We start from the raw sequence: 21,438 nt of genomic DNA on the forward strand, positions 1-21,438 counted from the left end.
CCCTCTTTCGTGATTCGAGAGTTTGTCTGTTGGTCTGAGGGGGGCCTGGGGGCGGGCCGGCCGCACGCTCTGCTGGATTCAGAAGCGCGAGCCGGCCCGACCTCCGTCAGACCTCTTCGACGCTGCTCGGCTCGCGCCGGGACAGGTCGATGCCGAGCTCCTCGGCGGCGCGGAAGACGTCCTCGTCGGAGTCCCGCATCTCGATGGACTGGCCGTCCGAGGACAGCACCTCCACGTTGAGGCAGAGCGACTGCATTTCCTTGATGAGAACCTTGAAGGACTCGGGAATGCCGGGCTCGGGGATGTTCTCGCCCTTGACGATGGCCTCGTAGACCTTCACGCGGCCGAGCACGTCGTCGGACTTGATGGTGAGCAGCTCCTGCAGGGCGTACGCAGCGCCGTACGCCTCGAGGGCCCACACCTCCATCTCACCGAAGCGCTGACCACCGAACTGCGCCTTACCACCGAGCGGCTGCTGGGTGATCATCGAGTACGGACCGGTCGAACGGGCGTGCAGCTTGTCGTCGACCAGGTGGTGCAGCTTGAGGATGTACATGTAGCCGACCGAGACCGGCATCGGGAACGGCTCGCCGGAGCGGCCGTCGAACAGGCGGGCCTTGCCGGTGGAGTTCACCAGGCGCTCACCGTCACGGGTGAGGGTGGTGTTGTCCAGCAGGCCGGTGATCTCGTCCTCGCGGGCGCCGTCGAAGACCGGGGTGGCGAGGTTGGTGCCGCCCTCGACCTGGTCGGCGCCGATCGCCTGCAGGCGCTGGGCCCACTCGTCGGCGAGACCGGAGACGTCCCAGCCCTGCTTGGCGAGCCACCCGAGGTGGATCTCCAGGACCTGTCCCGGGTTCATTCGGGACGGGACACCCAGCGGGTTGAGGATGATGTCGACCGGGGTGCCGTCCTCCAGGAACGGCATGTCCTCGACCGGCAGGATCTTCGAGATGACGCCCTTGTTGCCGTGACGGCCGGCGAGCTTGTCACCGTTGGTGATCTTGCGCTTCTGGGCCACGTAGACGCGGACCAGCTGGTTCACGCCCGGGGGCAGCTCGTCGCCCTCTTCGCGGTCGAAGACGCGGACGCCGATGACCTTGCCGGACTCACCGTGCGGGACCTTCAGCGAGGTGTCGCGGACCTCACGGGCCTTCTCGCCGAAGATCGCGCGGAGCAGGCGCTCCTCGGGGGTCAGCTCGGTCTCACCCTTCGGGGTGACCTTGCCGACGAGGATGTCACCGGTGACGACGTCGGCGCCGATCCGGATGATGCCGCGCTCGTCCAGGTCCGCGAGGACCTCCTCGGAGACGTTCGGGATGTCCCGGGTGATCTCCTCGGGGCCGAGCTTGGTGTCACGGGCGTCGACCTCGTGCTCCTCGATGTGGATCGAGGAGAGGACGTCGTCCTGCACGAGGCGCTGCGACAGGATGATCGCGTCCTCGTAGTTGTGACCCTCCCACGACATGAACGCCACGAGCAGGTTCTTGCCGAGGGCCATCTCGCCCTCGTCGGTGCACGGGCCGTCGGCCAGCACCTGGTTGACCTCGACCCGGGCGCCCTCGTCCACGAGCACCTTCTGGTTGAAGGCGGTGCCCTGGTTGGAGCGGGTGAACTTGGCGGCGCGGTACGTGGTGTACGTGCCGTCGTCGTTGGCCACGGTGACGTAGTCGGCCGAGACCTCCTGCACCACGCCCGACTTCTCGGCGGTGATGACGTCGGCGGCGTCGACGGCGCAGCGGTACTCCATGCCGGTACCGACCAGCGGGGCCTCGCTCTTCAGCAGCGGCACCGCCTGGCGCATCATGTTCGAGCCCATGAGCGCGCGGTTGGCGTCGTCGTGCTCGAGGAACGGGATCATGGCGGTCGCGACCGACACCATCTGGCGCGGCGAGACGTCCATGTAGTCGATCTCGGAGCCCGGGATGTAGTCGATCTCGCCACCACGGCGGCGGACCAGGACACGCGGCTCGGCGAAGTGCAGGTCCGCGGTCAGCGGGGCGTTCGCCTGGGCGATGACGTAGCGGTCCTCCTCGTCGGCGGTGAGGTAGTCCACCTTCTCGGTGACGACACCGTCGACGACCTTGCGGTACGGGGTCTCGATGAAGCCGAAGGCGTTGACCCGGCCGTACGAGGCCAGCGACCCGATCAGACCGATGTTCGGGCCTTCCGGGGTCTCGATCGGACACATGCGGCCGTAGTGCGAGGGGTGCACGTCACGGACCTCGAAGCCGGCGCGCTCACGGGAGAGACCACCGGGACCGAGGGCGGACAGACGACGCTTGTGGGTCAGGCCCGACAGCGGGTTCGTCTGGTCCATGAACTGCGACAGCTGGCTGGTGCCGAAGAACTCCTTGATGGAGGCGACGACCGGCCGGATGTTGATCAGGGTCTGCGGCGTGATCGCCTCGACGTCCTGGGTGGTCATGCGCTCGCGCACGACGCGCTCCATACGGGCGAGACCCGTACGGACCTGGTTCTGGATGAGCTCGCCGACGTTGCGCAGGCGGCGGTTGCCGAAGTGGTCGATGTCGTCGACCTCGACCACGATGTCGCGGCCGGTCTCGTCACGCCACTCGGTCTCGCCCGCGTGCAGCTTCACCAGGTACTTGATCGCACCGATGATGTCGGGCTCGGTGAGCACGCCGGAGTCCAGGGACTCGGCGTTGCCCAGCTTGCGGTTGAGCTTGTACCGGCCGACCTTGGCCAGGTCGTAGCGCTTCGGGTTGAAGTACAGGTTCTCCAGAAGCGTCTGCGCGGCCTCGCGCGTGGGCGGCTCGCCCGGACGCAGCTTGCGGTAGATGTCCAGCAGCGCGTCGTCCTGGCCCTGGGTGTGGTCCTTCTCCAGGGTGTTGCGCATGGACTCGTACTCGCCGAACTCCTCGAGAATCATCTCGTTGGTCCAGCCGAGAGCCTTCAGCAGCACGGTGACGGACTGCTTGCGCTTGCGGTCGATGCGGACGCCGACCATGTCGCGCTTGTCGATCTCCATCTCCAGCCAGGCACCACGCGAGGGGATGACCTTGCAGGAGTAGATGTCCTTGTCGGACACCTTGTCCAGGGTGGAGTCGAAGTACACGCCCGGAGAGCGGACGAGCTGCGACACGACGACACGCTCGGTGCCGTTGATCACGAACGTGCCCTTGTGGGTCATGAGCGGGAAGTCGCCCATGAAGACCGTCTGAGACTTGATCTCACCGGTCTCGTTGTTGGTGAACTCGGCCGTGACGAAGAGCGGAGCCGCGAACGTGAAGTCGCGGTCCTTGCACTCGTCAATCGAGTTCTTCGGCGGCTCGAAACGGTGGTCGCGGAAGGTCAGGGACATCGACCCGCTGAAGTCCTCGATCGGGGAGATCTCCTCGAAGATCTCCTCCAGACCGGACTTGGTGGGGACGTCCTGACCAGACTCCAACGCCTGCTCGACCCGGGACTTCCAGGCCGCGTTGCCGAGCAGCCAGTCAAAGCTCTCGGTCTGCAGGGCCAGGAGGTTGGGGACCTCGAGGGGCTCCTTGATCTTCGCGAACGAGACGCGGAGCGGGGCGGTGGATGCGGCGGAATTGTTCGAGGCGTTGCGCGGCGCGGCCAAGAGGGGGGTCCTTCCGAGGGCTCGGAGCTCACTACGCGCGTACCAGCCGGGCCTGCTTGAGCCTGGATTCCGTCTCCCTCGCCACTGGCCTCCGCCGGGGTCGAAACCCCAGGTCAGAGCCGCTTTGCGGAGGCGGTGCCAGACCCCTTCAGGGCAACGCAAACTCCGGGCGACGAGTCACGGAGCAGCTAACAGGCAGCGCAAAGGGACAGTGTAGCCAAAGGCCACACTGCTGTCCAGCTCTGATTCGGAAACCGAATCGGAGACTCCTCCCGGTAGCCGGGGGCGCGGACGCCCACCGGGTACTGCTCTAACTCACGTGGAGTCATTTCCCGCCGGAGCCGCTGGTTATGCATCCAGCAGCAGACCAACCGGGGCGGACTCGCGCCTTGAGAATCGCGCGCCTCGCCGGGTTCGTCAAGGGCCCGCCGACGGGGGCGGACCTCGACCCGTTCATCGGACCGAAGCCCCTCCGCGTTACAGAAGCCGTGGTGGGGGCCACCGTCGATGACGGTGATCACCATACTCCTCGTGGCCGACAGTACCGAGTGGGCAATCGGCCACTCCGGTGGCCTCGCTGGTCCGGGCGGGCGAAGGCCGCCGGCCCCCGGAACGCAAAAGGCCGGGCCGACCACCCGCATGGGTGATCGGCCCGGCCTCAGGCCCCCTCAGAGGGGGCGAGAAGTCACTTGACGGTGACCTTGGCGCCGGCACCCTCGAGGGCGGCCTTGGCCTTCTCGGCAACGTCCTTGGCAACCTTCTCCAGGACCTTGGCACCAGCGGTGTCAACGAGGTCCTTGGCCTCCTTCAGGCCGAGGGAGGTCAGGGTGCGCACCTCCTTGATGACCTGGATCTTCTTGTCGCCGGCACCGTCGAGGATGACGTCGAACTCGTCCTGCTCCTCAACGGCCTCGGCCACGGCGCCCGGACCGGCGATGCCGGCAACGGCGACCGGAGCGGCAGCGGTGACGTCGAACTTGTCCTCGAAGGCCTTCACGAAGGCAGCGAGCTCGATGAGGGTGAGCTCCTCGAACTGCGCGAGCAGCTCGTCCTGGGTCAGCTTCGCCATGATTGGCGTCCTTCCACTAAATCGGCAGGTGGTGCCGGATGTACGGGTTGGCGGGCGTACGGGCCCGCAGCGAGGCGTGAGCCTGCCGAATTACTCGGCGGCCTCGTCCTCGGCGGCGGGAGCCGGCGTACCGGCACCGCCCTGCTCGACCTTGTCGCGCAGCGCGTCCACAGTGCGGACGAGCTTCGACGGCAGGGCCTGGAAGAGCGCGGCAGCCTGGGACTGCTTGGCCTTCAGGGCACCCGCCAGCTTGGCGAGCAGCACCTCGCGGGACTCGAGGTCCGCGAGCTTCTTGATCTCATCGGCGGACAGCGCCTTACCGTCAAGGACACCGCCCTTGATGATGAGAGCGGGGTTCTCCTTGGCGAAGTCACGCAGAGCCTTCGCCGACTCCACCGGGTCACCGGTGACGAAGGCAACAGCCGTCGGACCGTTGAACAGGTCGTCGAGCTCGGAGATCCCGGCCTCATTGGCCGCGATCTTGGTCAGCGTGTTCTTCACCACGGCGTACTCGGCGTTCTCGCCGAGCGAGCGACGCAGAGTCTTGACCTGCTTCACCGAGAGACCGCGGTACTCGGTGAGCAGCGCCGCGGAGGAGCCACGGAACTTGTCCGTGATCTCGGCGACGGCGGCAGCCTTGTCGGGCCTGGCCATAGGCTTACGCCTCCTTCCGTGATGTCGAAGTCCGGCCGACCGCGAAAGTCGACCATTCACGCCTCGAACCGGCCGGACGGAAGGAAAGCCCTTGCGAAATGCAATGAGCCCCGGTGCGCAGGCGCACGGGGCTCGAAACGACCTCAACGGGCATTCGCGCGAACGCGGCACCCGGAAGTCGAAGCTCCAGACACACCTGCGCGGGCTGCCTGCGACGAATCGCAGATCCTTCGGCCACCCAACTCCCTGACGGGGGCGGGGCGACAACCAGCGGTCTTTGGCTTCCGCAACAGTAACCGGACCCGTCCGTACGAAGCAAATCGCCCTCGGACGGGTGAACCGCCGGGCCCGGACCGGGCTCAGCGGGCCAGCGGGGAGACCGTCCGGACCCCGGTGTCCACGGTGTCCGTCTCGGCCGGGGCCTGGGCCGAGAGCAGCGGACCGGCGAGGTCGGCGTAGAGCACCGAGTCGTCCGCCCGGCCGCTGTCCCCGTTGCCGGTGCGCTGGAGCCGGACCAGCTGGTCCTTGTCGTTCAGCCAGAGGTCCACGGTGAGCGAGATCGAGCCGCCGGGGGCCAGTGCGGCCCGCAGGCCGTCCCGGCGGGACTGGGTCAGCTGGGTCTGGGCGGCCGCGTACCGCTCGGCGGTGGTGGTCACCCGGTAGTGCTCGACCGTCGAGTCCTCGTACTTCTCCTCGCCGACGAAGGCCGGGTCGACCCCGTCGGCGGTGGCCGCGGCCAGCGCCTCGACCGGGTTCAGCAGGTCGATCAGCCCCGCGTACGGGACGTCCTTGTGGCCGTCCGGGTCGGGCGGGACGGAGAAGCGCTCCCAGTGCTTGCCGCCGTGCTTGGCCGCGGTGGCGGCGTCGCCGCCCTGGTAGGCGACGGTGTCCACGACGATCAGCTGTTCGGCGTCGCCCGGGGTGGAGCGCTTGATCTGCAGCGCCGTCTTGGGCGACCAGAACAGCGGACCGGACCCGGCGTCCGCGCCCAGCCGGTAGCTGACCTTGGCCCGGCGGGCGGTCTGCATGGCCAGCTGGGCGGAGAGCAGCACCCCGTGCGGCGAGCGGTCGGTGGGCTTGGCCGGCCCGGTCGGGGTGGCGGCGGTCGCGGGGGCGCTGCTCGCGCTGGAGCCGGTGGACGGCGAGGCGGGCGCGTCCTCGCCCCCGCCGCAGCCGGTCAGCCCGCCCGCGAGCACGGCGACGACGGCCAGTGCCGCCAGCCGCTGCCGTCCCGCCATCGTCCGTTCCTCTCTCACCGGGCCACCTTGCCATCCGGACCGGGCTCGGCCGGTGGCGGCCCCCTGGCCGAGCCCCACCGGGCCCGGCCCGTCCACCGGGACGGACGAGTCGGGCACCGGACCGGGCAGCCGGGTCAGCTGCCGGCGGCGTTCTTGCCGAGCTGCGCCAGCTCGGCGATCTCGATCGTGTCGGACTTGGCCGGCGCGGTCGTGGCGACCGGGGTGCCGTAGTCGGAGTAGGTGACGGCGAACTTCATCGCGCCGGCCTTGGTGTCGGCCTGCGCGGCCTGCTTGAGCACCAGCTGGTCGGCGTCCACCCAGATGTCGACGGTCTCGCTGGTGACCCCCGCGGCGGTCATCGACTTCTTCACGTGGTCGAGCTGCTCCGGGGTCAGCTGGTTGGCGTTGGCCGCGGCCAGGTCGGACACCTTCAAGGTGCCGGTGTAGTGGGTGGCCGGCGTGCCGTTCACCGTCTCCTGGCCGACCTCGGTCACGCTGCCGGAGGCGATCACCGAGCGCACCGCCTCCACCGGGTCGGCCTTCTTCAGCTGGTCGGCGCTGCCCGCGCCGCCGGCACCGCCCTGCAGCTTGGCCATGTCGTCGTAGCCGACGTGCACCCAGTGCCGCCCGTCGGAGGCCTTCAGGGCGTCGCCACCGAGCTTCATGTACATGCCGTCCTGGACGAACCGGTACACGAACGCCGTGCCACCGATGCTGCCGGCCATCTTCTCGGCGCCCGGGGTGCCGGACATGTCCATCGTCATGTCGCCCTGGAGACCGTCGCCCCAGGCCAGCGCGCCGCCGGCCTTCATCGAGACGGAGCCGATCGTGATCTCCTCGGCGACCTTGGCCGACTTGGCGGCGCCGGTCTTCTTGGTGACCTGCTCCAGGAAGACCGCCGGGCTCACCTTGGCCGGCGGGGCGGCCGGGGCGGCGGCGGAGGTCGCGGCGGCGGCACCGGCCGGCGCGGCCGGGGCGGCGTTCTTGCCGCCGGAGTCGTTGTTGTCGCAGGCGGTCGCGGTCAGCGCCAGAGCGGCGAGGACGACGGCGACGGCGGTCTTCTGGGTTCCAGCCATGGTGTTCCCCCCTTGAGAACCCCCGGGCGCGCGACGCGCCCGGGGTGGTAGCCGGTGTTGCGGCGGGTGGAGCCGGCGGGGCTCCGGTTCGAGCGTTCGGCCGGATCAGCCGAACAGCTTGAGGAGGTCGGCCTGGGAGCCGAGGTCGCCCGCGGCGGGCGCCTCGATCTTGGTGCCCTTGCCGAGGTCGGAGTACTTGACGGTGACGGCCTTCTGCTCGCCGTTGGTGTCGCCGTACTCCTGGTACTTGACGAGCTCCTGCTTGCCGTTCAGCCAGAAGTCGATGGTGAGGGTCTTGCCGTCCTCCTCCAGCGTCTTCTGGACGGACTGGCGCTGCTCGGCCGTCAGCGAGGTCATCCCGGCCACCAGGGTGGCGGTGTCCTCGACCGCCCGCAGGTGGGTGGTCTGGACGCCGTCCACGCTCTCCTGGCCGACCTTGCTGAGCTTGCCGCTGCCGGCCGCGATGGTGAGCTGGGCGACCGGGTTCATCATCTGGCCCATCACCACGAAGGCGCCGCCCATCTCCTCCGAGGAGGGCACCTTGACCCAGTGCTTGCCCTGCAGGGCCGCGGTCGTGGCGTCGTCGCCGCCGACGTAGGCGTCCGCCCCGATCACCCGGATCTTGAGCTTCTTGCCGTCCATGTCGCTGGCCACGTCCAGGGCGACCTTGCCCGGGTCCTTCCAGTCGGCGGTGCCGCTGCCGCCCGGGCTGGAGGCGTCCGGCGAGGTCATGGCGACCTTGCCGTTGCCGGCCTTCTGCATCACCAGGGCGGCGGCGGCGAGCGCGGCCTTCGGGTCCGCGCTCAGCCCGGCCGCGGCGGCGGCCGCGCCGGCGTCCTTGGCGTCGTTGGCGGTGGCCTTGCTGTCGCCGCCCTTGCTGCCGCAGGCGGTGAGGGCGGCCAGCAGGACGGCGGCGGTCGCGACGGTCGAGGCGAGGCGGACAGCACGCATGGAGGTACCCCCGTAAGTTCTTCGGAAGAGCCGATCCTCAGCTTCTTCTCAGCCGGACTCTAACGGATCGCCAAGTCCGGCCCGCACCGGATATCCCGCTCCCGTCACCCGGCGGCGGCGGGTGTCGTCTCCCCCTCCCCGGCGGCTGAGACATCCGTTGTGGTCACCGTGGTTCCGGCGCTTCCCCGGGCGCTCTCACGCAGCCTCAGCAGCCGCTGACCGGGGCCGACCCAGACGTCGTAGCCGATCTCGGTGACCCCGCGCTGCCGGTACCAGCCGACCACCACGGCCAGCTGCTGGGGGGTCAACTCCCGGTCCGCGCCGAAGTAGTCGGCCACCGGGGCGGTGCCCCGGTAGTGCGCGACGGTCGTCCCGTCGAGCTGCTCGCCGCCGAGCGAGCCGAGCCGGTCGGTCTGCGCCATCGCGTACGCCCGGCTGCCCGGATTGGTGACCAGCGCGGTCATCCAGCCGCCCGCGTAGCCGGCCGGGTCGGTGCCGGCCGCCGGGTCGAGCGACTCCGCGGTGGCGCGTTCCGCGTGCTTGGCCGCGCCCCCCTGGTAGGCGAGGTCGAGCCCGCCGTCCCGGAGGGCCAGCCGCGCGGTGCCCAGTTCGTCGGTGACGGTCAGCGCGGCCTCGTCCCGGTCGCCCCAGACCAGGGTGCCGTCGGCGGTGCGGCGGCCGTCCGGGCCCTCCCGTACCAGGTCGATCCGGGCGCCGCCGGTGTCGTCCAGGGCCTGGGCGGCCGCGAGCACCACCTGCTTGGGCGGGATCGGCGCCGGCGCACCGGGAACGCGGGTGCCCGGGGCGGCCAGCACGCTGCATCCGGTGGAGGCGCCGAGCAGCAGCAGGGCCGCCGCGAGCGCGGCGGGGCGAAGGGCGGGCGGCACGGCACACTCCGGCGGTCACAGGTTCTCCACATGATCTGACCGGCAGAGCGTACGACGACTCGGGCACGCGTTCCCATTCCTCCGTGTCCCGATCCGGCAACCGTTCGGGCGGCCCCGGAGAACGAACGACGGCGGGCCCGCACCCCCGGTGAAGGGGGTACGGGCCCGCCGTGCGGACAGCTCTAGAGCACTGGGGCTCAGACCGCGGCCGGGTCCTCCTCGGTGAGGAGGTTGCGGGTGCGGCTCGGGTCCACCTGGATGCCGGGGCCCATGGTGGTCGAGAACGCGGTCTTCTTGATGTAGCGGCCCTTGGCGGCGGACGGCTTGGCGCGGAGCACCTCGTCCAGCGCGGCGGCGTAGTTCTCGACCAGCTGCTCGTCGGTGAAGGAGGCCTTACCGATGATGAAGTGCAGGTTCGAGTGCTTGTCGACGCGGAACTCGATCTTGCCGCCCTTGATCTCGTTCACGGCCTTGGCCACGTCCGGGGTCACGGTGCCGGTCTTCGGGTTCGGCATCAGGCCACGGGGACCGAGCACGCGGCCCAGGCGGCCGACCTTGCCCATGAGGTCCGGGGTGGCGACGACGGCGTCGAAGTCGAGGCGGCCCTTGGCGACCTCGTCGATGAGCTCGTCGGAGCCGACGATGTCGGCGCCCGCAGCACGCGCGGCCTCGGCACGCTCGCCGGTCGCGAAGACCAGGACCCGAGCGGTCTTACCGGTGCCGTGCGGGAGGATCACGGTGCTGCGGACCATCTGGTCGGCCTTGCGCGGGTCGACGCCCAGACGCATGGCGACCTCGACGGTGCCGTCGAACTTGGTGGTGCTGGTCGCCTTGGCGAGGCGGACGGCCTCGAGGGGGGCGTAAAGGCGCTCGCGGTCGACCTGGGCGTCCGCGGCCTTCAGGGCCTTGCTGCGCTTCATAGCTGCTCCTGAATGGTGAATGGAGTTGTGGTGTCCCGGGCCTGCGCGGGCCCTACCACAGAGGACGAAGGGGCTGTCAGCCCTCGACGGTGATGCCCATCGACCGGGCGGTGCCGGCGATGATCTTCGCCGCGGCGTCCAGGTCGTTGGCGTTCAGGTCGGGCATCTTGGTCGTGGCGATCTCGCGGACCTGGGCGCTCGTGAGCTTGGCGACCTTGGTCTTGTGCGGCTCGCTGGAGCCCTTGTCGACGCCCGCAGCCTTCAGGATGAGGCGCGCGGCCGGCGGCGTCTTCGTGATGAAGGTGAAGGAACGGTCGTCGTAGACCGTGATCTCCACCGGCACGATCATGCCGCGCTGCGACTCGGTCGCAGCGTTGTAGGCCTTGCAGAACTCCATGATGTTGACGCCGTGCTGGCCCAGCGCGGGGCCGACCGGCGGCGCCGGGTTGGCCGCACCGGCGTTGATCTGGAGCTTGATAAGCCCCGTGATCTTCTTCTTCTTGGGAGGCATGTCTCTCCGGGTCCTTCCGAGAGGTGATTGCTGGTGCGTGCGGAACCGGGGCGACTCCCGGCCGCCAGCACACACATCAGACCAGGCTAACGCGTCCGCGCCGCTGGACCAAAACGGATTCGGGGCAGGGCCTCAGCCCTGCCCCGAATCCGAAGACCGTGGGACTAGTTCTTCTGGATCTGGTCGAAGGAGAGCTCGACCGGGGTCTCCCGGCCGAAGATCTCGACCAGGCCCTTGACCTTCTTCGAGTCCGGGTTGATCTCGTTGATGGTCGCCTGGAGGGTCGCGAACGGGCCGTCGGTGACGGTGACCGAGTCGCCGACCTCGAAGTCCAGGACCTGGATCTCGCTGGGCTTGACCGGCGAGGGCTTGCCGGCCTCCTTGGCCGCCTGGCGCTCGACGTCCGGGGCGAGCATCTTGACGACCTCGTCCAGGGTCAGCGGGTACGGGTCGTAGGCGTTGCCCACGAAGCCGGTGACACCGGGGGTGTTGCGCACGACGCCCCAGGACTCGGGAGTGAGGTCCATGCGCACCAGGACGTAGCCGGGGAGCTTGTTCTGGCGGATGGTCTTGCGGTCGCCGTTCTTGATCTGGACGACCTCCTCCTGCGGCACCTCGGCCTGGAAGATGTACTCCTCGACGTTCAGCGAGACGGCGCGCTGCTCCAGGTTCTGCTTCACCCGGTTCTCGTAGCCGGCGTAGGTGTGGATCACGTACCACTCACCCGGCATGAAGCGCAGGTCCTCGCGGAACTTGGCGACCGGGTCGACCTCGGCCTCCTCCTCGGCGGCCTCGTCCTCAGCGGTCTCGTCCTCGGCGGGCTCCTCGTCGGCCGACTCCTCGGCGACGGGCTCCTCCTCGCCCTCCACGTGCAGAGCGGCCTCCTCGGCCGGCTCACCCGCCTCGGCCTCGTCGTACGCCTCGACCTCGTCCTCGTCGCCGTCCGCGGCGTCGACGATCTGCTCGGCGGACTCGGTGTCGTCAGCCAGCTCGGCCGCGTCCAGCTCGGCGGCGACATCCGCCTCGCGGACGGTCTCGTCGGCGTCGTACAGGGGGGACTCAGACACGGTGGCTGCTTCTTTCCTGGAGATGGTGAAGGTGGCGCGCTCCGAAACCGGACCGGCGCGCGGCCGCTCGCGCGGGCGCCAGGAGAGGTCTCGGAGACTTCAACAGTACCGAGTCCACGGTACGCGCGCGTACGTCCGCCGCCGACAGCTCGACCCGGACCGATGATTCGGCCCGGGTCGGGGGGGTGGTTCGGAGGTGCGGGCTCGATCAGCCGAAGACGAGGAAGCTCAGCTTGGAGAGGCCGTAGTCGAGGCCGGCGACGAAGCCCATCATGACCACGACGAAGGTCACCACGACCGTGGTGTAGTTGGTGAGCTCGCTCCGAGTGGGCCAGACGACCTTGCGCAGCTCGGCGATGATCTGGCGGTAGAAGAGGCCCATCCGCGCGAACGGACCCATCTTGGCCCGCTTGCCGGACTTCTTCTGCTTGCCGGACTTCTTGTCGCCCTCGGCAGACGTGGTCTCGGCAGCGCCGTCGGCCCCCTCGGGGTTGCCGCTCTCAGGCGTTGCGGTGGAGCCCGTGGTCTCCGTCACTCGTCCTCACCTGAATCCGGGTCCGGCCGAACATCACCTGCGTACCCGTTTCAGGCACGAGCGGTCGGCTTAAGCGGTGCTGATCGGTGCCCTCTCCGCATCAAGCCCGCTCGCTCTGTGGAGCGAACGGGCTGAATACGGGTCAAGCAGCAGGGCAAGAGGGACTCGAACCCCCAACCGCCGGTTTTGGAGACCGGTGCTCTACCAATTGAGCTATTGCCCTACAGAACCTCGCGGCTCCTGGTGGCGACCAACCTACCGCATCTCCCCCCGCTGTCTGTACAGGCGGTGAAAGCTCCGGTCTTTTCCGGTGGGCCGTCGAGGAGCGAGTGTACGTGGTCGAGGGGTGTTTGGTCGAACCTCTTCTTCCGGAGCCGACGACCGCCCGGCGGATCTCCGGCCCGGTGGGGCGGTCACCGGCGGATCGCCGGGGACCGCGATGCGGACGGAGCCGTACGGATGATGAAACCGCCCTGCCCGGTCCGTCCCGATTCTGCGACGATGCAGGCATGAGCGCTTCCACCCCGCAGCCCGACCAGTCCATCCGCCCCGCCGACCGCCGGGTCTCCGCCCGGATCGGCGCGATCGCCGAGTCCGCGACCCTCGCCGTGGACGCCAAGGCCAAGGCCCTCAAGGCCGCCGGCCGGCCGGTGATCGGCTTCGGAGCCGGCGAGCCCGACTTCCCCACGCCGGACTACATCGTCGAGGCGGCCGTCGAAGCCTGCCGCGACCCGAAGAACCACCGCTACACCCCGGCGGGTGGCCTGCCCGAGCTGAAGGCCGCGATCGCCGCCAAGACGCTGCGCGACTCCGGCTACCAGGTGGACGCCTCCCAGGTGCTGGTCACCAACGGTGGCAAGCAGGCGATCTACGAGGCCTTCGCCGCGATCCTCGACCCGGGCGACGAGGTCATCATCCCGGCCCCGTACTGGACCACCTACCCGGAGTCGGTCCAGCTGGCCGGCGGCGTCCCGGTGGAGGTCCTCTCCGACGAGACCACCGGCTACAAGGTCTCGGTCGAGCAGCTGGAGGCCGCCCGCACCGAGAACTCCAAGGTGGTGCTGTTCGTCTCGCCGTCCAACCCGACCGGCGCGGTGTACACCAAGGCCGAGGCCGAGGCGATCGGCCGCTGGGCGCTGGAGCACGGCCTGTGGGTGCTCACCGACGAGATCTACGAGCACCTGGTCTACGGCGACGCGACCTTCACCTCGCTGCCGGCCCTGCTGCCCGAGCTGGCCGACAAGTGCATCGTCGTCAACGGCGTCGCCAAGACCTACGCGATGACCGGCTGGCGGGTGGGCTGGGTGATCGGCCCCAAGGACGTGATCAAGGCCGCGACCAACCTGCAGTCGCACGCGACCTCCAACGTCTCCAACGTCGCCCAGCGCGCCGCGCTGGCCGCCGTCGCGGGCGACCTGGACGCCGTGGCCGAGATGCGGGAGGCCTTCGACCGCCGCCGCAAGACCATCGTGCGGATGCTCAACGAGATCGAGGGCGTCCTGTGCCCCGAGCCCGAGGGCGCGTTCTACGTCTACCCGTCGGTCAAGGGCCTGCTGGGCAAGGAGATCCGCGGCAGGCGCCCGCAGACCTCCGGCGAGCTGGCCACCCTGATCCTGGACGAGGCCGAGGTCGCGGTCGTCCCGGGCGAGGCCTTCGGCACCCCCGGCTACCTGCGGCTCTCCTACGCGCTCGGTGACGCCGACCTGATCGAGGGCGTCGGCCGGGTCCAGAAGCTGCTCGGCGAGGCCCGCGACTGACCTCACCGGTCAACCCGGCACCCGGGATTCACCCGCCGCACCGGCGAGCGGGCGCATGGCCGCACCGCCCTCTTTCACCCCTTCGGGGGACGGAAAGGGGGCGGTTCCCGTTTGGGGGTCGGATACGGCAGTATCGGCGAATGGAACGCCTGTTGAACCCGCGAGACGTCAGGGGCCTCCCGAAGGCCCACCTGCACCTGCACTTCACCGGCTCGATGCGGCCCGCCACCCTCCTGGAGCTGGCCGACAAGCACGGCGTCCGGCTGCCGGAGGCCCTCAGCTCCGCCGAGCCGCCCAAACTGCGCGCCACCGACGAGCGCGGCTGGTTCCGCTTCCAGCGTCTCTACGACACCGCCCGCTCGGTGCTCCGGGACGAGTCGGACATCCGGCGGCTGGTCCTGGAGACCGCCCAGGACGAGCGGCGGGAGGGCTCCCGCTGGCTGGAGATCCAGGTCGACCCGACCTCCTACGCGCCCCGGCTCGGCGGACTGATCCCCGCGCTGGAGCTGATCCTGGACGCGGTGGAGCACGCCGCGGCGGCCACCGGGGTGGGCATCCGGGTGCTGGTCGCGGCGAACCGGATGAAGTCCCCGATGGACGCCCGGACGCTCGCCCGGCTCGCCGTCCGCTACGCCGACCACGGTGTTGTCGGCTTCGGCCTCTCCAACGACGAGCGCCGCGGCCTGGCCCGGGACTTCGACCGGGCCTTCGAGATCGCCCGCAAGGGCGGGCTGCTGGCCGCCCCGCACGGCGGCGAACTGGCCGGCCCGGAGTCCGTCCGGGACTGCCTGGACGACCTGGGCGCCGGCCGGATCGGCCACGGCGTCCGGGCCGCCGAGGACCCCAGGCTGATGGCCCGGCTGGCGGACCGCCAGATCACCTGCGAGGTCTGCCCGGCCTCCAACGTCTCGCTCGGCGTCTACGAGCGCCCCGAGGAGGTGCCGCTGCGCCGGCTGTTCGACGCCGGGGTGCCGCTGGCGCTCGGCGCGGACGACCCGCTGCTGTTCGGCAGCCGGCTGGCCGCCCAGTACGACCTGGCCCGGGACGCCCTGGGCTTCAGCGACGCCGAACTCGCCGAGCTGGCACGGCAGTCGGTGCGCGGCTCGTGCGCGCCGGAGGCCGTCCGCAAGGAGCTGCTGGCGGACATCGACGCCTGGCTGGTGGGCACCCCGGTGCCGGCCGGGAGCACCGCCTAGGGTCCGAAGACGGACCTAGAGCTTGACGCCCACCATCACGGGCTCGTTCACCAGCTCCACCCCGAAGGCCTCGCGGACCCCGTCCCGGATCTCCCGGGCCAGGGCCAGCAGGTCCTCGGCGGTGGCCGCGCCGCGGTTGGTGAGCGCCAGGGTGTGCTTGGTGGAGAGCGTCGCCGGGCCGTCGCCGTAGCCCTTGCCGAAGCCCGCCCGGTCGATCAGCCAGGCCGCCGAGGTCTTGGTACAGCCCTCCGGGGCCGGATAGGCGGGGGCGTTCTCGGCCCCCGGGCGGGTACGGAAGGACTCGTACTGCGCCGCCGTGAGCACCGGGTTGGTGAAGAAGGAGCCGGCCGACCAGGTGTCGTGGTCCGCCGGGTCCAGCACCATGCCCTTGCCGGAACGCAGCCCCAGCACCGCCTCGTACGCCTCGGCCAGCGGCACCCGCTCGCCCTGCTCGACGCCGAAGTGCCTGGCCACCTCCGCGTACTTGACCGGGGTGGAGAGCCCCGCGTGGTCCGCCAGCGCGAACCGCACCCGCAGCACCACGTAGCGGTCCGGCTCGGCCTTGAAGCGGCTGTGCCGGTAGGAGAAGCGGCAGCCGGCGTTGTCGAGCGTGACCACCTCGCCCGCCGTGCGGTCGTACGCGACCACCTCGGTGACCGTCTGGGCCACCTCCTGGCCGTACGCGCCGACGTTCTGCACCGGGGTCGCGCCGGCCGAGCCGGGGATGCCGGCCAGGAACTCGATCCCGGCCAGGCCGTGCTCGCGCACCGTACGGGCGACCGCCTCCGACCACACCTCGCCGGCCGCCAGTTCCAGCACCGTGCCCGCCATGGCGAAGCCGGTGGTGGCGATCCGCAGCACCGTGCCGGGGAAGCCGGCGTCGCCGATCACCAGGTTGGAGCCGCCGCCGAGGACCAGCAGCGGCTCGCCGGCCGCGTCGGCCTCGCGGACGGCGGCGATCACCTCGTCGTCGGTGTGGGCGGTCACCAGCCGGCGGGCCGGGCCGCCGAGCCGGAGCGTGGTCAGCGGGGCGAGGGGGGCGTCGTTTTCTACCAGCACGCCCACCAGCGTACGGGGACGGGGGCAACCGCCCGGCCGCCCCCGTGACCCGCGCCCGCCGTTCAGGCCTTCGCGGCCTCGACCGGGACGGGCTGCCCGTCCTCGGGCCCGGTGACCGCCCCGTCCTGGCCGGCCGCCACGCCCGCCGTGACGCCCGCCGCCGCTTCCTCGGCCTCGACGGCCCGCTCGATCGCCGCGGCCTGCTCGGCTTCGACCACCGCGACCGACTCGACCGACTCGACCGACCCAACCGACCCGACCGGCTTCGACCGGCTCGGCAGCAGCAGCGCGCAGGCCCCGGCCGCCAGCACCACCGCGGCGCCGACGTACAGCGCGGGCACCATCGCGTCCACGAAGGTCCCGACCGAGCCGTCGCCGCCCTGCTCGGAGAAGACCGCCGCCAGCACGGCCACCCCGAGCGCGCCGCCGACCTCGCGCAGCGCGTTGTTGGCCCCGGAGGCGATGCCCTGCTCCTCGGGCCGGACGCTGTCCATCACCATCGCGGCGGTCGGCGCGAAGTACATCGACATGCCGATCCCGCACATCACCACGGCGGGCACCACCGGGCCGTACGCGTAGTGCCCGAGTCCGGCGTTGATCGCCGCGTACAGCGCCAGGCCGACGCCCTGCAGCACCAGTCCGAGGACCACGATCAGCCGGCCGCCGAAGCGGTCGGCCAGGATGCCGGCGAGCGGCGCGACGATCAGCCCGACCCCGGTCCACGGGAGCATCCGGATGCCGGCCTCCTCCGGGGTGTAGCCGCCGACGGTCTGCAGGTGCTGGCTGATCAGGAAGATCGAGCCGAACATCCCGAGGGACATCAGCAGGCCGGAGGCGTTGACGGCGGTGAACGTCCGGTTGCGGAACAGCCGCATCGGCAGCATCGGGTGCCGGGCACCGCGCTGCTCGTACCGCACGAAGGCGATCAGCAGCACCACGCCGCCGGCCAGCGCGGCCAGCACCAGCGGGCTGGTCCAGCCGTCCGGGTTGCCGCGGATCAGGCCGAGCACCACGCCGAACAGGCCGAGGCTGACCAGGACGGTGCCGACCACGTCCAGGGCCGGGTTGGCGCCCCGGCTCTCACGCAGCTTCAGGGCGGCCAGCGGCACCAGCACGATGCCGACCGGGACGTTCACCCAGAAGATCCACTGCCAGGAGAAGTTCTCGGTCAGGGTGCCGCCGACCAGCGGGCCGGTGGCGATGGCCAGGCCGTTGACGCCTGCCCAGATGCCGAAGGCCATCCCGCGCTTGGCCGCCGGGATGGCGGCGGTCAGCAGGGTGAGGGTGAGCGGCATCGACACCGCGGCCCCGACGCCCTGGACGGCGCGGGCGGCGATCAGCTCGCCGATGCCGGGCGAGAGCGCCGCCGCGGCCGAGCCGGCGGTGAAGAGCGTGAGCCCGATCAGGAACATCCGGCGGCGGCCGAAGCGGTCGCCGAGCGCCGCGCCGAACATCAGCAGCACGGCGAAGGAGAGGGTGTAGGCGCTGACCGTCCACTCCAGGTCGGACAGTCCGCCGCCGAGCTCCTCGCGGATGGACGGCAGCGCGGTGGTGACGACCAGGTTGTCCAGCGCGGCCATGAAGCCCGCGAGGGCGGTGATCACCAGGGTCCAGACGCCGGTGCGGCCGAGGCCCGGCTTCTCCGTCGCGACGGCGGCCGAGGCCCCGGCCGCCGTCGATATCGCCTTCCCGGTCGTGCTCCCGGCTGTGTTCTCCGCCGTTTTCTCCGTCATGACGTCCCCCAGGGTTCCTGAATAGTTATTGATCACTAACTTTCACGGGCCGAGAAAAGGCCGCACGGACTCCGCCGTGCGACCCGCTACTCGGCTTCCTCGTGCTCGCCGAAGCCGTCCCAGATCCGGTGCTCCCGGGGGAAGCCCAACGCCACCAGCGTGTTGATCAGCATCCCGTAGGCGAAGAACTCCGTGGTTCCCTGCACATCGCCGCCGACCCGCTCCCGGACCCGCTCGAACAGCTCCCCCCACAGCCGCCGGGCGGTCTCGCCGATCTCGTCCTCGCCGGCCATCCGGGAGGCGAACACCGAGACGTAGAGCTGCATCTGCATCATGAGCTGCTCACCGTCCTCGACCAGGCCCATGTACGCCTCGGACATCTTGGCGGCGGCCTCCTCGCCGGTCAGCCCGGCCGACGCCACGTCGAAGACCTTCCAGGTCTCCTCGATGCAGCGCTCGGCGGCGGCCGTGAAGATCGCCTGCTTGCCCGGAAACAGCCGGAACAGGTACGGTTGCGAGACGCCCACCCGGCGGGCGATCGCCTCGGTGGACGTCCCCCGGTAGCCGTTCCTGGCGAACTCGATCATCGCGGCCCGGATGACGCTCTCGCGCCGCTCCTCCGCACTCATCCGCATGCTCGTCTTCGCCACGGGATCAAAGTTAGTGACCAATCACTATCTCCGCAAGGCCTTCGCCCGAACCGCCCCGAACGACGGACCGCCCGGCGGCCCGCGGAACGGGCTGCCGGGCGGTCCGCGCCGGAAAGCGGGTGACTCAGGCGAGCCGGACGACCGCCCGGGACATCCCCAGCACCTTCTGCCCGCCCGAGGTGGCCAGCAGGTCGACCTGCACCTTGCGGTCGTCCAGCTTCTTGGCGACCTTGGCCGAGACCTCGATCACCGCGCCGACCCCGTCGTTCGGCACCGGCACCGGCCGGGTGAAGCGCACGCCGTACTCGACCACCGCGGCCGGGTCGCCGACCCAGTCGGTGACCACCCGGATCGCCTCGGCCATGGTGAACATGCCGTGCGCGATGACGTCCGGCAGACCGACCTCCAGCGCGAACTTCTCGTTCCAGTGGATCGGGTTGAAGTCGCCGGAGGCGCCCGCGTAGCGCACCAGTGTGGCGCGGGTCACCGGGAAGGACTGCGCCGGCAGCTCGGTGCCGACCTCGACCTCGTCGTAGTCGATCGCCATCGCGCTCACTCCCCCGTCTCGTCGGCGGCCCGGGCCACCAGCGTCATGATCGCCGTCACCACGTGCTCGCCGCTCTCGTCCGCCACCTCGCCGCGCACGGTGAGCACGTCGTTGCCCGCCAGCGACTTGATGTTGTCGATGGTCACCGCGACCGTCAGCCGGTCGCCGGCCTGCACCGGGCGGCTGTAGCGGAACTTCTGGTCACCGTGCACCACCCGGCTGTAGTCGAGGCCCAGCTCCGGGTCCTCGACGACCTGGCCGGCCGCCTGGAAGGCGATCGCGAACGGGAAGGTCGGCGGGGCGATCACGTCCCGGTGGCCCAGCGCCTTCGCGGCCTCCGCGTCGGTGTACGCCGGGTTGGCGTCCCCGATCGCGACCGCGAACTCGCGGATCTTCTCCCGGCCGACCTCGTACGGCTCGGTGGGCGGGTAACTACGCCCGATGAAGGAGGGGTCGAGCGCCATGGCAGCTCCTCGGAACGCGGATGGAAACGCGGGATGGAAACACGGACGGATACGAAAAAGACTCCGGGCCACACCCCCTGTTGAGGGATGCGGCCCGGAGTCGAAGACCTGATTCACACAGGCCCGGCGCCCTGCGACAGGGTCAGCGGGTCTCGCGGTGAGCGGTGTGCGAGTTGCAGCGGGGGCAGTGCTTCTTCATCTCAAGACGGTCCGGGTCATTACGCCGGTTCTTCTTGGTGATGTAGTTCCGCTCCTTGCACTCCACGCAGGCCAGCGTGATCTTCGGGCGGACGTCGGTGGCAGCCACGGGAGTGCCTTCCTTGGACAACGAATAAGAACACAACAAGAGTAGCCGACCGGGAGTGCGATCTCCCGACCGACTACGCGGGGTAGCGGTGACCGGACTTGAACCGGTGACACAGCGATTATGAGCCGCTTGCTCTACCAACTGAGCTACACCGCCACAGTGATCAGCAGCACAGCCGAAGCTGACTGCCTTTCACCAGAGCCCCCATGCGGAATCGAACCGCAGACCTTCTCCTTACCATGGAGACGCTCTACCGACTGAGCTATAGGGGCGAACGAGGAAGAGATTACACGTTCCGCGCCCAGAGGTGAAATCCGTATCCCGAGGCGAAGACCGCAGGTCGGCGCGGTGCACGGACGGACGATCCAAGGCCGGGCGTTCGATCGCCCCCGAAGCCGGGCGCCCCGAGCCGATACGACTATTGCTTGCCTCCCGGCACCCCGCCCCCGTGCGCCATAGGCTCGACGCTCATTGGCCGGGGCACCGGCCGATCCCCCCACTGGGCCCACTGGCCAGCGCGAGAAGGAGCCGGCGATGGACAGCGCAGCCGCCGACGGGCCGAACTCAGGGCCCGGCCCGGCGGCCAACCCGCTCGGGCACGGCCCGGTCCTGCTGCTCACCGGAGCCCGACTGGCCGACGGGCGGGTGGTGGACGTCCGGATCAGCGGCGACCGGATCCAGGCGGTCGGCACCGTCGGCAGCCTCGGCCCACTGCCCGCCCTGCCCGGCACCCCCACCGTCACCACCGGCGCCCGGATCGACCTCAAGGGCTACCTGCTGCTCCCGGCCCCCGCCGAGGCGCACGCCCACTACGACTCCGCCTTCTCCGCCGCCCTGCCCGCCCCGCCGCCGGACACCCCCGCCGACCTCACCCGCCGGGTCACCGAGGCCGCGCTCACCTCGCTCGGCTACGGCGCCACCGCCCAGCGCACCCACGTACGGATCGGCGACGTGCACGGGCTGCGCCCGCTGGAGGCGGTGCTCACCGCCCGCCAGGCACTGCGGGGCCTGGCCGAACTCCAGGCGGTGGCGATGCCCCGGCTGCTCACCGGCCGGGCCGGCGCGGACGGGCGCGCCCAGCTGCGCGAGGCCCTCAAGCTGGGCGCCACCGCGGCCGGCGGCTGCCCGGAGCTGGACCCGGACCCGGCCGGGTACGTACAGCTGCTGCTGGAGGCCGCCCGGGACGCGGACTGCCCGGTGGACCTGCACACCACCGCCGCGGACGCGGCCCAAC

At 70.4% G+C, this 21,438-nt stretch carries 19 protein-coding genes, 3 tRNA genes and 1 pseudogene; 3 read left to right on the forward strand and 20 right to left on the reverse strand.

Features of this window, described 5'->3' with window-relative positions; translation table 11 throughout:
- Positions 1-106: 106 nt before the first annotated feature.
- The 12 genes from rpoB to BG452_RS34460 form a co-directional block, all read right to left on the reverse strand.
- On the reverse strand, positions 107-3,583 hold the full coding sequence (gene rpoB / locus BG452_RS34405) for a DNA-directed RNA polymerase subunit beta (RefSeq protein WP_188308274.1): 3,477 nt from the start codon (positions 3,581-3,583) through the stop codon (positions 107-109).
- 685 nt (positions 3,584-4,268) lie between these two features.
- Positions 4,269-4,652, reverse strand: a complete 384-nt coding sequence (rplL, locus tag BG452_RS34410; RefSeq protein WP_188308275.1) for a 50S ribosomal protein L7/L12 — start codon at positions 4,650-4,652, stop codon at positions 4,269-4,271.
- Between the two features lie 90 nt (positions 4,653-4,742).
- Entirely contained in the window at positions 4,743-5,306 is a 564-nt protein-coding gene (rplJ, locus tag BG452_RS34415) for a 50S ribosomal protein L10 (RefSeq protein WP_188308276.1), read from the reverse strand.
- A 359-nt stretch (positions 5,307-5,665) separates the two neighbouring features.
- Positions 5,666-6,544: a hypothetical protein gene (locus BG452_RS34420; protein WP_188308277.1), complete on the reverse strand. Its 879-nt coding sequence runs from the start codon at positions 6,542-6,544 to the stop codon at positions 5,666-5,668.
- A gap of 134 nt (positions 6,545-6,678) precedes the next feature.
- Positions 6,679-7,620, reverse strand: coding sequence for a hypothetical protein (locus BG452_RS34425; RefSeq protein WP_188308278.1), 942 nt, complete (start codon positions 7,618-7,620; stop codon positions 6,679-6,681).
- Positions 7,621-7,725: 105 nt separating this feature from the next.
- On the reverse strand, positions 7,726-8,571 hold the full coding sequence (locus tag BG452_RS34430; protein WP_188308279.1) for a hypothetical protein: 846 nt from the start codon (positions 8,569-8,571) through the stop codon (positions 7,726-7,728).
- A gap of 104 nt (positions 8,572-8,675) precedes the next feature.
- Entirely contained in the window at positions 8,676-9,458 is a 783-nt protein-coding gene (locus BG452_RS34435; protein WP_188308280.1) for a hypothetical protein, read from the reverse strand.
- A gap of 197 nt (positions 9,459-9,655) precedes the next feature.
- The gene (gene rplA / locus BG452_RS34440; protein ID WP_188308281.1) at positions 9,656-10,378 is read right to left on the reverse strand and encodes a 50S ribosomal protein L1; all 723 of its coding nucleotides are present in this window, start codon (positions 10,376-10,378) and stop codon (positions 9,656-9,658) included.
- 76 nt (positions 10,379-10,454) lie between these two features.
- Entirely contained in the window at positions 10,455-10,889 is a 435-nt protein-coding gene (gene rplK / locus BG452_RS34445) for a 50S ribosomal protein L11 (RefSeq protein ID WP_188308282.1), read from the reverse strand.
- A gap of 164 nt (positions 10,890-11,053) precedes the next feature.
- Positions 11,054-11,956 (reverse strand): transcription termination/antitermination protein NusG, encoded by a 903-nt coding sequence (nusG, locus tag BG452_RS34450; protein ID WP_188308283.1) that lies wholly within the window; start codon positions 11,954-11,956, stop codon positions 11,054-11,056.
- A gap of 208 nt (positions 11,957-12,164) precedes the next feature.
- A complete protein-coding gene (gene secE, locus BG452_RS34455) occupies positions 12,165-12,491 on the reverse strand; it encodes a preprotein translocase subunit SecE (protein ID WP_188308284.1) in 327 nt (108 codons plus the stop codon).
- Between the two features lie 150 nt (positions 12,492-12,641).
- Positions 12,642-12,714 (reverse strand) — tRNA-Trp (locus BG452_RS34460).
- A 286-nt stretch (positions 12,715-13,000) separates the two neighbouring features.
- On the opposite strand from BG452_RS34460, the gene BG452_RS34465 reads away from it, so the two are divergent.
- Positions 13,001-14,248, forward strand: coding sequence for a pyridoxal phosphate-dependent aminotransferase (locus BG452_RS34465; protein ID WP_188308285.1), 1,248 nt, complete (start codon positions 13,001-13,003; stop codon positions 14,246-14,248).
- 140 nt (positions 14,249-14,388) lie between these two features.
- On the forward strand, positions 14,389-15,444 hold the full coding sequence (locus BG452_RS34470) for an adenosine deaminase (protein ID WP_188308286.1): 1,056 nt from the start codon (positions 14,389-14,391) through the stop codon (positions 15,442-15,444).
- A 15-nt stretch (positions 15,445-15,459) separates the two neighbouring features.
- Here BG452_RS34470 and BG452_RS34475 read toward each other — a convergent pair whose 3' ends face one another.
- The 8 genes from BG452_RS34475 to BG452_RS34510 form a co-directional block, all read right to left on the reverse strand.
- Positions 15,460-16,503, reverse strand: coding sequence for a UDP-N-acetylmuramate dehydrogenase (locus tag BG452_RS34475; protein ID WP_188308287.1), 1,044 nt, complete (start codon positions 16,501-16,503; stop codon positions 15,460-15,462).
- A gap of 62 nt (positions 16,504-16,565) precedes the next feature.
- Entirely contained in the window at positions 16,566-18,083 is a 1,518-nt protein-coding gene (locus BG452_RS34480; RefSeq protein ID WP_411293068.1) for an MFS transporter, read from the reverse strand.
- Between the two features lie 239 nt (positions 18,084-18,322).
- Positions 18,323-18,865, reverse strand: a complete 543-nt coding sequence (locus tag BG452_RS34485) for a TetR/AcrR family transcriptional regulator (protein WP_188308292.1) — start codon at positions 18,863-18,865, stop codon at positions 18,323-18,325.
- 145 nt (positions 18,866-19,010) lie between these two features.
- The gene (locus BG452_RS34490) at positions 19,011-19,433 is read right to left on the reverse strand and encodes a MaoC family dehydratase (RefSeq protein WP_188308289.1); all 423 of its coding nucleotides are present in this window, start codon (positions 19,431-19,433) and stop codon (positions 19,011-19,013) included.
- A gap of 5 nt (positions 19,434-19,438) precedes the next feature.
- A complete protein-coding gene (locus BG452_RS34495) occupies positions 19,439-19,897 on the reverse strand; it encodes a MaoC family dehydratase N-terminal domain-containing protein (RefSeq protein WP_188308290.1) in 459 nt (152 codons plus the stop codon).
- Positions 19,898-20,039: 142 nt separating this feature from the next.
- On the reverse strand, positions 20,040-20,204 hold the full coding sequence (gene rpmG / locus BG452_RS34500; RefSeq protein WP_006604855.1) for a 50S ribosomal protein L33: 165 nt from the start codon (positions 20,202-20,204) through the stop codon (positions 20,040-20,042).
- A gap of 83 nt (positions 20,205-20,287) precedes the next feature.
- Positions 20,288-20,360 (reverse strand) — tRNA-Met (locus tag BG452_RS34505).
- Between the two features lie 43 nt (positions 20,361-20,403).
- A tRNA-Thr gene (locus tag BG452_RS34510) sits at positions 20,404-20,476 on the reverse strand.
- 262 nt (positions 20,477-20,738) lie between these two features.
- On the opposite strand from BG452_RS34510, the pseudogene BG452_RS34515 reads away from it, so the two are divergent.
- Positions 20,739-21,438 (forward strand): annotated as a pseudogene (locus tag BG452_RS34515) (hydrolase); the annotation flags it as partial.

This window comes from Streptomyces sp. CBMA123, assembly GCF_014596465.1.
Lineage (GTDB): Bacteria > Actinomycetota > Actinomycetes > Streptomycetales > Streptomycetaceae > Kitasatospora.